Here is a 12,114-nt window from a genome sequence, read left to right on the forward strand (position 1 = left end):
ATGGCCGCTGCCGAAGTGACCGCGGCAGGGCCGGCCGCCACGGCGGCCCTGGCCGCACCGTCTGTGGCGGGGCTGCCCACGGCGGACTTCTTCGACTACGAAGCCCTGCTCAGCACGGCGGAGCGGGCCAAGCTGGCACAGCTGCGCGAGTTCCTGGCCGCCGAGGTTGCCCCGTTCGCCACGGACTGGTGGAACAAGGCCGAATTCCCGGCCCACATCCTGCCCAAGCTGGCCGCCTTGGAGCTCAGTGCCCCGGCCCAGCGCGGCTACAGCAACCTGTTCGCCGGGATCGTCATCGCCGAGATGACCCGGGTGGACACCTCGCTCGCCACCTTCTTCCTGGTCCACCATGACCTCTTCGTGGAGTCTCTCTACGGCTTCGGCTCCGAGGAGCAGAAGGCGCGCCTGCTCGAGGACGCGGCAAGCCTGCGCACCACCGGTGCCTTTGCCCTCACCGAACCGGACCACGGCTCGGACGTTGCCGGCGGCATGGAAACCCGGGCCCGCCGGGTCCCCGGCGGCGCGGCCGGCGGCGGCGACATCTGGGTGCTCAACGGCGCCAAACGCTGGATCGGCAACGGCACGTTTTGCGACTACATGCTGGTCTGGGCCCGGGACGAGGCCGACGGCGGCATCCGCGGCTTCATCGTCGACGCCACCTTGCCGGGCGTGAGCCGGAGCCGGATCGAGAACAAGATTGCCCTGCGCACGGTGCAGAACGCGGACATCGTCTTCACCGATGTCCGGGTGGCCGAAACGGACCGCTTCGCCGGGATCAGCAGCTTCGAGGACACCAACGAACTCCTGCGCGGTTCCCGGATCATGGTGGCCTGGCAAGGTGTGGGGCAGCAGCTCGCGGCGTTCGACGTCGCCCGGCAGTACGCCGTCGAACGCCAGCAGTTCGGCCGCCCGCTGGCAAAGTTCCAACTGGTCCAGCAGCAGCTGGTCACCATGCTCGGCAACGCCGTGGCCAGCATGGGCATGATGGTCCGGATCGCCCAGCTGCAGGACGCCGGCGCTGCGGACATGCCGCAGGTGGCCCTCGCCAAGTCCTATGTCAGCGCCCGGATGCGCGAAACCGTCGCGATGGGCCGGTCCCTGCTGGGCGGCAACGGGATCGTCACCGACTACCGGATGGCCAAGATCTTCTCCGACGCCGAGGCGATCTACACCTACGAGGGCTCGTTCGAGATCAACACCCTGATCACGGGCCGCGCCGTCACCGGGGTGTCCGCGATCGTCTAGAAGACGGCTTGACCGTTTAGACCCTTTTAGAAGAGGCCGGGTTCCTTCTCGCCGGCCTCAATCTTCACATCAAGGCTGTTGTTCCGCACCGGCATGGGGCAGGTGCCGTACGGGGTGAAGGCGCTGGGGTAGTTGATGGCCCGGTTGAAGTCCAGGATCACGGTATTGTCCGGGCGGGGTTTTGCGGTGGACACCTTCCGCCACTCGTCCGTACTTTCCCCGTTGGTCTCGTCGTGGAACGTCACCGTCAGGGCGCCGAGCTTCTCCTCCTCGGCCTGCAGGTGGATCTCGTGGTCCGCGCCGGGAAGCCGGAAGACCAGCTCGCCGACCGAGCGGTGGACCCCGTCCACGAGCGGGTTGGCCGTGCCGATCGGGACATCCACAGGCTCGGGGTAGGGCATGAACCGGGCCTCGATGACCAGGTCCGGGCGGAAGCCGAAGGTGGGCACGCCATCGAACTCCGTGAACACCGGCGACTGGGAGTCGCGGGTGCGGATGGCGTACTTGTCCGCCCGCATGGCGAGCTCCACCACCACCTGGCGGCCGTCGTCGCCGCCGTACCGGACCCACATCAGTGATTCCTCGTCGGCGAGCACGGCGCTGATGGTCCCGTCCACGGGTTCGCCGGTTTCGACGAGGGTCAGGCCGTCGGACGCGGCGGCCGTGAGGAACGCCGCGGTGCCGTCCGTGGACCAGAGGCCGGGGGCGAGCTCGACGGCGGCCGGCTCGCCTTCAAGCCACTGGAAGGAGGTCAGCGTGAGCCAGCCGTGCTCGCTGGCGAGGGCCGTGTTGCGGCTGTTCCGGAAGCGTTGCCAGCGGGCCAGCTGCGGGTTCTGCACTGCATCAGGCGTGGGCTTCGAGCCAGTCCCGGGTTCAGGGGCGGTCATGGGCACCTCCAAGGGGTTTCAGCTGGTGGCGGGTGGGGTGTTGAGGCTGGCCGCAACGAGCTGGGCGGCAGTAGTTCCGGCTGCGGCGGCCGCGGCCGGGTCGCCGTCGAGCACCCCGCTTGCCAGGCCGCCGTCGAGTACCAGTGTCAGGCTGCGGGCGAGCTGGTCCGGGTCCCGGGCGCCCGCGCGCGCGGCGAGGTCCCGGATCCAGGCGCGGATCTGCCGCTTGTGGGCCACGGTCCGGTCGTGGACGCGGGTGCCGGCGGCCGACTCGGCGGCCGCGTTGATGAAGGCGCAGCCGCGGTAGCCGTCGCGCCGGCAGGCGGCTGTCAGGGCATCGAACAGGCCCACGAGCTGCGCGGCCGGGTCCTCGCCGGCGGCCTCGGCGGCGGCGTGCAGCTGCCCGGTCCAGACGCTGTCCACCTTCTCCAGGTAGGCCAGCATGAGGTCGTCCTTGGCCGGAAAGTACTTATAGAACGTGGCTTTCGCGACGCCGGACTCGGCGATGATGGTGTCGATGCCGGCGGCCCGGAAACCCTGCGCGTAGAAGAGCCGGAAGGCAGTGGCCAGGATCTTCTCCCTGGCATGCCCGGCGGGGGTGCGGGCAGCCGGGGCGGCAGTGGCTGCTGGCGAGGTCATGGCTCAATCGTACACAGACAAGTCTGTCTACGCCGCAATGTCATTCGCGTTGTACCTCGTCAATGACGTACCGCCGGCCCGCCCCCGCCTGATCCGGCGGCTACGGGCGGGCGGCCAGACCCCGCACGAGCAGCCGCCAGACCTCGCGCAGCTCGGCCCCGATGGCGGGGTCCGACCATTCCGAAGCGTGCAGCGGGTGGTGGAACCGCGCCGTGGCGTGCAGGACGGCGCGGCCGGCCGGCACCGGATCCGGGACGGCGAATTCGCCGCTGCTGACGCCGTCGGCAATGATCTCGGTGAGCGCTGCGGCCAGGTGGTCAACGTGGGCCGCCACCACTTCCCGCGCCTCGGCGGTCAGCTGGCCGAACGTGGCAAACAGCTCCGGATCGTTCAGCGCCATGCCCTGCTTGATGGCCGCGAGGCGTTCGAGCCAGCGGAGCAGGCGTTTCGCGGCAGGGCCGTCCGTATCGCGGGCGGGATCCAGCGGCTCCGCGAGGCGGTCCAGCCAGCGCCGGGCCACCGCGTCCCGCAGCGCCACCTTCGTGGGGAAGTGCCGGTACACGCTGCCGTGGCTGACGCCCAGGGCCTTCGCGACGTCAACCACCGTGGCCTTGGCCGGCCCAAAGCGCCGCAGCACGTCTTCCGCGGCGTCGAGGATGCGCTCTTCCGTCAGGACGACGGCGGCAGGGGTCACCGGCGTTCGCTGTCGAGCATGGCCATCTGGCCTGCGTCGTAGCGGGTGCCCGCGGCGGCGTCGGCCGGGACGGCGGCCTCGATCTCCGCGAGGTCCGCGCCGGAGAGGACCAGTTCGGCTGCTCCCAGCGATTCGGTGAGCCGCTCGCGGCGGCGCGCGCCGACGAGGGGCACGATGTCCTCGCCGCGGGAGAGGACCCAGGCGATGGCGAGCTGGGCGACGGTCGCGCCCTTGCGGTCCGCGATTTCGCGGAGCCGTTCGACGAGCTCGAGGTTCCGCTGCAGGTTCTCGCCGGAGAACCGGGGCAGGTGGGCCCGGAAATCGCGCCGGTTCCCAGTTCCGGCGGCCGGCCAGTGGCCGGAAACCAGGCCGCGGGACAGGACGCCGTATGCCGTGATGCCGATGCCCAGCTCCCGGGCCACCGGCAGGATGTCCTGCTCGATGCCACGGGAGAGGAGGGAGTACTCGATCTGGAGGTCGGAGACCGGGTGGACGGCGTTGGCGCGGCGCAGGGTGTCGGCGCCCACCTCCGAGAGGCCGATGTGGCGGATCAGGCCCTGCTGCACGAGCTCGGCCAGTGCTCCCACGGTTTCTTCCACCGGAACGGACGGATCCAGGCGGGCCGGCCGGTAGATGTCCACGTAGTCGGTGCCGAGGCGCCGAAGGGTGTAGGCCAGGAAGTTCTTGATGGCCACCGGACGGGTGTCCACGCCGTTCCATCCGCCCCGGGCATCGCGCAGGACGCCGAACTTCACGCTGATCTGGGCGCTCTCGCGCCGGCGGCCGCGGATCGCCTCGCGCAGCAGCATTTCGTTGTGGCCCATGCCGTAGAAGTCGCCGGTGTCCAGCAGGGTCACGCCGGCGTCGAGGGCGGCCTGGATCGTGGCGACGCTCTCGGCGTCGTCGGCGGGGCCGTAAAGATCGGACATGCCCATCAGGCCGAGGCCGATGGCGGCGGTGCTGGGGCCGGTGGAGCCCAGGGTGCGGGGGGTGCCGAGAGTAGAAGTTGTCATGCGATGACCATACAACAATCAGCTGACAGATTTCAAACTTTGTCAGCTGAAACGGGGTGGACGGGGCGTCGGCATGCGCTTATTGCCGTAGACAGGTCTGTCTGATAGCGTCATGCCCACACATAGACGAACCTGTCTACTCCACGACTTCAGAATGAGGACGCCATGAAGATTGCAGTACTGGGAACCGGCATGGTGGGGCGCACGATTGCCGGCGCACTGGCAGGGCTGGGGCACGACGTCGTGATCGGCACCCGCGACCCGCAGGCGACGCTCGCCCGGACCGAGCCGGACATGATGGGCACCGCGCCGTTCGCCGAGTGGCACGCCGCAAACGCCGTGGTCGACGTCGCCGCCTTTGCTGACGCGGCATCCGGCGCCGAGCTGATCGTCAATGCCACCAACGGTGCCGGCTCGCTGGCCGCGCTGGCCGCAGCGGGGACCCCGAACCTCGCCGGCAAGATCATCATGGACATCGCCAACCCGCTGGACTTCTCGCAGGGCATGCCGCCGTCGCTGAACCCGGTGAACACGGACAGCCTCGGCGAAGAGATCCAGCGGTCCTTCCCGGAGGCCAAGGTGGTGAAGACGCTGAACACCATGACCGCGTCCGTGATGGTCGATCCGGCCCGGGTGGCCGGCGGTGACCACACGGTGTTCGTCTCCGGGGATGACGCCGGCGCCAAGGCGGCCGTGACGGAACTCCTCAAGGGCTTCGGCCACCGCGACGTGATCGATCTCGGCGACATCACGAGTGCCCGCGGGGCGGAAATGATCCTGCCGATCTGGCTGCGGATCTGGGGCGCGCTGGGAACCGGCGAGTTCAACTTCAAGATCGCGCGCTAACCCCTTCACCCGCCAAGCCCGCAGCAGGGGCCGTTCCGGGCGCCCAGAACGGCCCCGGCTGCGAACTGGTTGGGGTCCCGGGGGAGGGGCGCCGGCGCGGCGCGGCGGGGCCTGACACTATCTGAGACGGAATTCCAGCAGGGAGTGCCTGCGGGTAACATCCCATGGGAAGAAGTAATCGGGCTCACAGTATCCAGCGCAGTGTACGAGCCAAGTCGACCCCTCGAAAGATAGTTTCCATGGCTGACACTGCAATGCATTCCGACACCGATCTTGCCGCCGAACTCCGGGCTGATGTCCGCCGGGTCTCCACCCTCCTCGGCGAATCCCTGGTCCGCCAGCACGGCCCCGAGCTCCTGGACCTGGTGGAGCAGGTGCGCCTGCTGACCAAGGAATCCAAGGAAGCCGCCCGCGGCGGCGCCGACGCTACAGGGCCGTGGAGCTCGTACGACGTCGTCGCCCAGGTCCGCGAACTGCTCGGTTCCCTGCCGCTGGAGCAGGCCACCGACCTGGTCCGCGCCTTCGCGTTCTACTTCCACCTGGCGAACGCCGCCGAGCAGGTCCACCGGGTCCGCGGGCTGCGCACCCGGCAGGAGAAGGACGGCTGGCTCGCCAAAGCCGTGGAGGAGATCGCGGACCAGGCCGGCAACTCCGTGCTGCAGGAAGTCGTCAACGAACTCGACGTCCGCCCCATCTTCACCGCACACCCCACCGAGGCCTCCCGCCGCTCCGTGCTGGACAAAATCCGCCGGCTCTCGGACATCCTGTCCGAATCCACGGCGGAGGGCACCTCCGCGCGCCGCCGCCAGGACCGCCACCTGTCCGAAGTGATCGACCAGATGTGGCAGACGGACGAGCTCCGCCAGGTCCGCCCCACCCCCGTGGACGAGGCCCGGAACGCCATCTATTACCTCACCGGCATCCTTAGCGACGCCATGCCGGAAATGCTCTCGGACCTCTCCGAGCTGCTTGCCGAGCACGGCGTCACGCTGCCGCCACAGAAGGCCCCGATCCGCTTCGGCTCCTGGATCGGCGGGGACCGCGACGGCAACCCCAACGTCACCGCCGCCGTCACCCGCGAAATCCTCCAGATCCAGAACCAGCACGCCGTGCGGATCAGCATCGGCCTGATCGACGGGCTCATCTCCATCCTGTCCAACTCGACCGCGCTGGCCGGGGCGGACCAGGAGCTCCTGGACTCGATCGACGTCGACCTGGGGAACCTGCCTGGCCTGGACCGCCGCGTCCTCGAGCTGAACGCTCAGGAGCCCTACCGGCTCAAACTCACCTGCATCAAGGCCAAGCTGATCAACACCGGCCGCCGGGTCGCAGCCGGATCCGCGCACGAGCCCGGCCGCGACTACACCGCCACCGCGGAGCTCCTCGCCGAGCTCGGCCTGCTCGAACGGTCGCTGCGGAACCACCACGCGGCCCTCGCCGCCGACGGCGCCCTGTCCCGGGTCCGCCGCGCCATCGCCTCCTTCGGCCTGCACCTGGCCACCCTCGACATCCGCGAGCACGCCGACCACCACCACGACGCCGTCGGGCAGCTCATGGACCGCCTTGGCGGGCCCGGTGTCCGGTACGCGGAACTCAGCCGCGCCGAGCGGCTCGAGGTGCTGGGCTCCGAACTTGCGTCCCGGCGCCCGCTCTCCGGCCACCCGATCAAGCTCGACGGCGTCGCCGACGGCACCTACGACGTCTTCCGGGAGATCCGGCGGGCCCTGCGCACCTACGGCCCCGACGTGATCGAGACCTACATCATCTCCATGACCCGCGGCGCGGACGACGTCCTGGCCGCGGCCGTGCTGGCCCGCGAGGCCGGCCTGGTCAGCCTGTTCGGCGAGGCGCCCTACGCCAAGATCGGCTTCGCGCCGCTGCTGGAGACAGTCGACGAACTCCGCGCCTCGGCCGAGATCGTGGACCGGCTGCTCTCCGATGCCTCCTACCGCGAACTCGTCCGGCTCCGCGGCGACGTGCAGGAAATCATGCTCGGCTACTCGGACTCCAACAAGGAATCCGGCGTCATGACGAGCCAGTGGGAAATCTACAAGACCCAGCGCAAGCTCCGCGACGTGGCCGCCAAGCACGGCGTCCGCGTGCGCCTTTTCCACGGCCGCGGCGGCTCGGTGGGCCGCGGCGGCGGGCCGACCTATGATGCCATCATGGCCCAGCCCAACGGCGTGCTCGAGGGCGAGATCAAGTTCACCGAGCAGGGCGAGGTCATCTCGGACAAGTACTCCCTGCCGGAGCTGGCCCGAGAAAACCTCGAACTCTCCCTGGCCGCGGTACTGCAGGGCTCGGCGCTGCACCGCACCCCGCGCACCTCGGAGGACCAGCGCGTGCGCTACGGCCACGTCATGGAAACCGTCTCCGACGCCGCGTTTGCGCGCTACCGCACGCTGATTGATGACCCGGATCTGCCCGCCTACTTCATGGCTTCCACCCCGGTGGAGCAGCTGGGTTCCCTCAACATCGGGTCGCGTCCGTCCAAGCGCCCCGACTCCGGCGCCGGGCTCGAAGGGCTCCGCGCCATCCCATGGGTGTTCGGCTGGACACAGTCGCGGCAGATCGTTCCGGGCTGGTTCGGCGTGGGCTCCGGCCTCAAAGCCGCGCGCGAGGCCGGTAACTCGGCCCAGCTCAAGGAGATGATCGAGGGCTGGCATTTCTTCCGCTCGGTGCTCTCCAATGTTGAGATGACCCTGGCGAAGACGGACATGGACATTGCCGGCTACTACGTCTCCACCCTGGTGCCGGCGGAACTGCACCACCTGTTCCGTGCCATCCGGGCCGAATATGATCTCACGGTCGAGGAGATCCAGAACCTCACCGGCGAGCACGTGATCCTCGATGCCCAGCCCACCCTGAAGCGCTCCCTCGAGATCCGGGACCAGTACCTCGACCCCATCAGCTACCTGCAGGTGGAACTGCTGCGCCGCGTCCGGGCCGAGGCCGCGGCGGGCATGACGGGGGCCGAGATCGACGAACGGCTCCAGCGGGCCATGCTGATCACGGTCAACGGAGTCGCCGCCGGGCTGCGCAACACCGGGTAGCCTGCACCTCGGCCCAGACGCTCCCTCAGATCCTGCGGTTCTTCCCCGGACGCTCCCTCTGGTCCTGCGGTTATTCCCCGGACGCTCCCTCTCCCGGTGAGGGAGCGTCGGGGTTTTGGGTGCGGAGGGTGAGGGAGCGTGGCGGCGCGGCTAGGGTTGTTCCATGCCGTCGTTCCAGACCAGACTGAAGATCACCGGGCTCAAGCCGGGCACCGCTCCCGAAACCGTCATGGCCGCGGCCATCGAGGCGCTTGGGACGCGGCACCACGTCGAATCGCACCAGCTTGAGCTCGCCGGCGGCGTACCGCAGCTGAACCTGCGCTTCCTGGTCGAGGCCACCGCCTACAGCGCCGAAAACAGCCAGGCGCTGGAGTCGGCAGCCATGATGCGCGACGCCGTCGAACGCGTTGCGCTCACCGGCGCGCTGACCGTGCTGCGCCGCAGCCGCGGCCGCTGGGCGCCCGTCTAAAAGTCCAGTTCCTCGTCCGGGTCGATCACGGCGGACTCCACGGGGGAGGGGTTGCCCCGGCGCCGCGTCACGATCACGCCCACGACCGCTCCGACCAGCAACCCGACGCCGACGCCGATCAGGGAGCTCGCCCAGAAGGGCAGCCCGGTGGCGGAGCCCATGAAATAGCCCAGTGCCACGGACCAGGTTGCCCAGAGCAGGCCGCCGAGGGCCGCGCAGAGGCTGAACCCGCGGGTGGAGACGTTGGCGATGCCCGCCGCGGCCGTCGTGGCAAGCCGCCCGCCGGGGATGAAGCGGAGGCCGATGATCGCGCCGTAGGTGGAGGACCGGCCGGCTTTCGCGATCGCCGAATGCACCGCCGCGTGGAACCCCAGGCCCCATTTCCAGCGGTCGAGCACGTGGCTCAGCCGGCGCTTGAACAGCTGGAAGACGAGAAGGTCACCCAGCCATGAGGACGCGGCGGCGAGGAGCACGACGAGGAAGCCGTTGATGCGGCCCTCGGCTGACAGCGCGCCGCCGGTGATGACCAGCATTTCCGAGGGGACGGGCGGGAAAATCGCATCGCCGATCACGAAGGGGAAGATCCAGAAATAGATCGCGGCGCCCCAGCTGTCCGCATTTCCGAAGTCCATGGGCACAAGGTACCGCACTTCCAGCCGCTAGCGGGCCTCGCTGAGTTCCAGTCTGCTGCGGTATTCCACCGGGCTGCCGGAGATGGGGTCCACGAAGCGGATCCCGCGGGCCAGGAGCTGCAGCGGCTTGGCGTAATTGTCCGGAGCCTTGTCCAGCAGTTCCGGGTAGAACGCATCGTTGACGATCCCGAGGCCCAGTGAGGCCATGTGCACGCGGAGCTGGTGGGTCTTACCGGAGTGCGGCTCCAGCCGGTACAGCGCGCGGCGGTGCGGGCCGCCGTCGACGTCGGGTGCGTCACCGTCGGGTGCGCCGCCGTCGGGTGCGCCGGAAGCGTCAAACGTGCGCAGACGCTCGATCCGGGTTTCCGCGTTGGGTTCGCCGTCGACGACCTCGGCCAGCAGGTAGCTGCGGGACTTGGTCATCCGGTTCCGCACCACCACAGGGAAGTCCACCGGGGGATGGCCCGGAGCGGGCTCCGCGGCGGACACACACTCGTATTCCTTCTGGACCTGGCGCTTTTCGAAGAGCACCTGGTATTTGCCCCGGGTCTCGGGGTTCGTGGAGAGCAGCAGGATGCCGGCGGTCATGCGGTCCAGACGGTGCATGGGAATCAGGTCCGGGAGGCCGAGCTGGTTCCGGAGCCGAACCAAGGCCGATTCCTGGATGTAGGTCCCGCCGGGGGTGGTGGGCAGGAAGTGCGGCTTGTCCACCACCAGCAGGTGATCGTCCTGGTGCAGAATGTTCAGCTCCACCGGGATCCGGGTCTCCGGCGGCAGGGTCCGGTAGTACCAGATGAACGTGTGGTCCTGCATCGGCGTGGTGCGGTCCAGGGCGATCCCTGCCTCGCCGACGATCTCGCCGGCGTCGAACCGGTCCTCGATGCCCTGCGGATCGATGTGCCCCCAGCGGTGCATCATGTAGTCCAGCGCGGTCTCCCAGGGACCCTCGTCCGGCAGGCGCAGACGCGTCGCGTTGACGCCGTCGCGCACGGGAAGGGGGGATTGCATCACCCGACCATTCTACGGGCCCGGCCTCCCGCGCCCTGCGCAGCCCTCATGACCCTGCCGGGACCCCGCCGCGACCGCCGCCGCGGCCCTGTACCCCGGCCCCGTACCGCAGCCCAGCCCCGCCCCGCCGCGGGCCCTTGCTCGAGTTCGCYGGACCCGTGCCAGGTCGCCGGAAACATACGGCGACCTCGGACGCTTCCGGCGAACTCGCGATGCCACCCCCGCCCTGCGCCCGTCACACCCCCGCCGTCCGGGTCCCTCGCCTTCCCGCAGTCACCGCCCGCCGTGCTCTCCCGCGAGGCCCGTGCTCCAGTTCGCTGGACTCGTGCCAGGTCGCCGGAAWCRTACGGCGACCTMGGACGCTTCCGGCGAACTCGCCATGCGCCGCCGACCTGTGCCCGTCACGCCCCGCGCGCTGCCGCCGCCCGACTCCCTCGCCTACCCGCCGTCCCCTCCCGCCCGCCGTCCTCTCCCGCCGCGGGCCCGAGCTTCAGTTCGCTGGACCCGTGTCAGGTCGCCGGAAACATCCGGCGACCTCGTAGGCTTCCGGCGACGTCGCCATGCGCCGCCGCCCGCACACGAGCGCCGACGAGAAAAAAGTTCTTGACAATTAAAATTGTCGGCGGGCAGACTGGAGGCATGTTAGACATCGGAGTGATTGAGGATCCGGCCGCGGCCGAGGCCTCGCTGGACCCGATCCGGACGCGGATCCTGCGCGAACTGGCCGAGCCCGGATCTGCGACGCAGCTCGCCGCGAAGGTGGGCCTGCCACGGCAGAAGGTGAACTACCACCTCAAAGCGCTCGAGCGGCATGGGCTCGTCGAGCTCGTCGAGGAGCGGCGGCGCGGCAACGTGACCGAACGCATTCTGCGGGCGACGGCGGCGTCGTACCTGATTTCGCCGGCGGCGCTGGCCTCGGTGGCGCCGGACCCGCACCGGTTCTCGGACCGCTTTTCCGCCTTCTGGCTGCTGGCACTCGCTGCCCGCATGGTCCAGGAGATGGGGCAGCTGATCGCCGGGGCGTCCGCGGCCCGGCAGAAACTCGCCACCTTTGCCATCGACGGCGAGATTACCTTCCGTTCGGCGGCGGACCGGGCGGCCTTCGCCGAGGAGCTCGGCGTCGCCGTGACCAGGCTCGTGGACAAATACCACGACGGCGGTGACCTCCCCTCAGGTTCCCCCTCAGGTTCCGCGGCAGATCAGCAGGCAGGTTCCCAGGCTGGTCGCCGGCCGGAGGGACGCAAGCACCGGCTGGTCGTCGCGCTGCACCCGGCGCTCAAGGCGCCGCAGCCGAAGGCAGCGCACTCAGACCCACAAACAGCAACCCCACAAACAGCAACCCCACAAACAGCAACCCCACAAACAGCAACCCCACCAACAGCAACCCCACAAACAGCAACCCCACAAACAGCAACCCCACAAACAGCAACCCCACAAACAGCAACCCCACAAACAGCAACCCCACAAACAGCAACCCCACCAACAGCAACCCCACCAACAGCAACCCCACCAACAGCAACCCCACCAACAGCAACCCCACAAACAGCAACCCCACAAACAGCAACCCCACAAACAGCAACCCCACAAACAGCAACCCCACAAACAGCAACCCCACAAACAGCAACCCC

The 12,114-nt window shown here is 69.1% G+C and carries 11 protein-coding genes and 1 pseudogene; 5 read left to right on the forward strand and 7 right to left on the reverse strand.

From position 1 onward, the window contains the following. Complete coding sequence (locus AC1DNG_RS15325) at positions 1-1,245, forward strand: acyl-CoA dehydrogenase family protein (protein ID WP_476887698.1); 1,245 nt, start codon at positions 1-3, stop codon at positions 1,243-1,245. 26 nt (positions 1,246-1,271) lie between these two features. Here AC1DNG_RS15325 and AC1DNG_RS15330 read toward each other — a convergent pair whose 3' ends face one another. The 4 genes from AC1DNG_RS15330 to AC1DNG_RS15345 form a co-directional block, all read right to left on the reverse strand. Further along, a complete protein-coding gene (locus AC1DNG_RS15330; protein ID WP_476887697.1) occupies positions 1,272-2,132 on the reverse strand; it encodes a DUF1684 domain-containing protein in 861 nt (286 codons plus the stop codon). Positions 2,133-2,150: 18 nt separating this feature from the next. Next, positions 2,151-2,771, reverse strand: coding sequence for a TetR/AcrR family transcriptional regulator (locus AC1DNG_RS15335; RefSeq protein WP_476857860.1), 621 nt, complete (start codon positions 2,769-2,771; stop codon positions 2,151-2,153). A gap of 100 nt (positions 2,772-2,871) precedes the next feature. Further along, positions 2,872-3,465, reverse strand: a complete 594-nt coding sequence (locus AC1DNG_RS15340) for a TetR/AcrR family transcriptional regulator (RefSeq protein ID WP_476871000.1) — start codon at positions 3,463-3,465, stop codon at positions 2,872-2,874. After that, positions 3,462-4,478, reverse strand: coding sequence for an aldo/keto reductase (locus AC1DNG_RS15345; protein WP_476857861.1), 1,017 nt, complete (start codon positions 4,476-4,478; stop codon positions 3,462-3,464). The genes AC1DNG_RS15340 and AC1DNG_RS15345 overlap by 4 nt, the downstream gene beginning before the upstream one ends. Positions 4,479-4,643: 165 nt before the next feature. Between AC1DNG_RS15345 and AC1DNG_RS15350 the strand changes: the two genes are divergently transcribed. From AC1DNG_RS15350 to AC1DNG_RS15360, 3 genes are all read left to right on the forward strand, one after another. Then, positions 4,644-5,324: an NADPH-dependent F420 reductase gene (locus AC1DNG_RS15350; protein WP_476857862.1), complete on the forward strand. Its 681-nt coding sequence runs from the start codon at positions 4,644-4,646 to the stop codon at positions 5,322-5,324. Positions 5,325-5,563: 239 nt separating this feature from the next. Next, complete coding sequence (gene ppc, locus AC1DNG_RS15355) at positions 5,564-8,377, forward strand: phosphoenolpyruvate carboxylase (RefSeq protein WP_223914454.1); 2,814 nt, start codon at positions 5,564-5,566, stop codon at positions 8,375-8,377. A gap of 163 nt (positions 8,378-8,540) precedes the next feature. Beyond that, positions 8,541-8,846 (forward strand): hypothetical protein, encoded by a 306-nt coding sequence (locus AC1DNG_RS15360; RefSeq protein ID WP_476850576.1) that lies wholly within the window; start codon positions 8,541-8,543, stop codon positions 8,844-8,846. Here the strand turns inward: AC1DNG_RS15360 and AC1DNG_RS15365 are convergent. Both AC1DNG_RS15365 and AC1DNG_RS15370 read right to left on the reverse strand, forming a co-directional pair. Further along, positions 8,843-9,478: a DedA family protein gene (locus AC1DNG_RS15365; RefSeq protein ID WP_476850577.1), complete on the reverse strand. Its 636-nt coding sequence runs from the start codon at positions 9,476-9,478 to the stop codon at positions 8,843-8,845. The two genes, AC1DNG_RS15360 and AC1DNG_RS15365, sit on opposite strands and share 4 nt — an antisense overlap. A 27-nt stretch (positions 9,479-9,505) precedes the next feature. Continuing rightward, positions 9,506-10,486 carry an RluA family pseudouridine synthase gene (locus AC1DNG_RS15370; protein WP_476887699.1) on the reverse strand — a complete coding sequence of 327 codons (981 nt, stop codon included), beginning with the start codon at positions 10,484-10,486 and terminating at the stop codon, positions 9,506-9,508. A 639-nt stretch (positions 10,487-11,125) separates the two neighbouring features. On the opposite strand from AC1DNG_RS15370, the pseudogene AC1DNG_RS15375 reads away from it, so the two are divergent. After that, positions 11,126-11,773: pseudogene (locus AC1DNG_RS15375) on the forward strand (ArsR/SmtB family transcription factor); the annotation flags it as partial. On the opposite strand, the gene AC1DNG_RS15380 reads toward AC1DNG_RS15375, so the two are convergent. After that, positions 11,763-12,114 (reverse strand): hypothetical protein (locus tag AC1DNG_RS15380; RefSeq protein ID WP_476887700.1); only part of this gene is annotated, 352 nt, incomplete at its 5' end. The pseudogene AC1DNG_RS15375 and the gene AC1DNG_RS15380 overlap by 11 nt on opposite strands.

The sequence above is a fragment of the Arthrobacter sp. 01T425 genome (assembly GCF_056398725.1).

Bases quoted from the DNA above. Each gene is read 5' to 3' on its own strand.
- AC1DNG_RS15335 (WP_476857860.1), bottom strand. From the start codon at position 2,771: ATGACCTCGCCAGCAGCCACTGCCGCCCCGGCTGCCCGCACCCCCGCC.
- ppc (WP_223914454.1), top strand. From the start codon at position 5,564: ATGGCTGACACTGCAATGCATTCCGACACCGATCTTGCCGCCGAACTC.
- AC1DNG_RS15330 (WP_476887697.1), bottom strand. From the start codon at position 2,132: ATGACCGCCCCTGAACCCGGGACTGGCTCGAAGCCCACGCCTGATGCA.
- AC1DNG_RS15345 (WP_476857861.1), bottom strand. From the start codon at position 4,478: ATGACAACTTCTACTCTCGGCACCCCCCGCACCCTGGGCTCCACCGGC.
- AC1DNG_RS15370 (WP_476887699.1), bottom strand. From the start codon at position 10,486: ATGCAATCCCCCCTTCCCGTGCGCGACGGCGTCAACGCGACGCGTCTG.
- AC1DNG_RS15365 (WP_476850577.1), bottom strand. From the start codon at position 9,478: ATGGACTTCGGAAATGCGGACAGCTGGGGCGCCGCGATCTATTTCTGG.
- AC1DNG_RS15350 (WP_476857862.1), top strand. From the start codon at position 4,644: ATGAAGATTGCAGTACTGGGAACCGGCATGGTGGGGCGCACGATTGCC.
- AC1DNG_RS15360 (WP_476850576.1), top strand. From the start codon at position 8,541: ATGCCGTCGTTCCAGACCAGACTGAAGATCACCGGGCTCAAGCCGGGC.
- AC1DNG_RS15325 (WP_476887698.1), top strand. From the start codon at position 1: ATGGCCGCTGCCGAAGTGACCGCGGCAGGGCCGGCCGCCACGGCGGCC.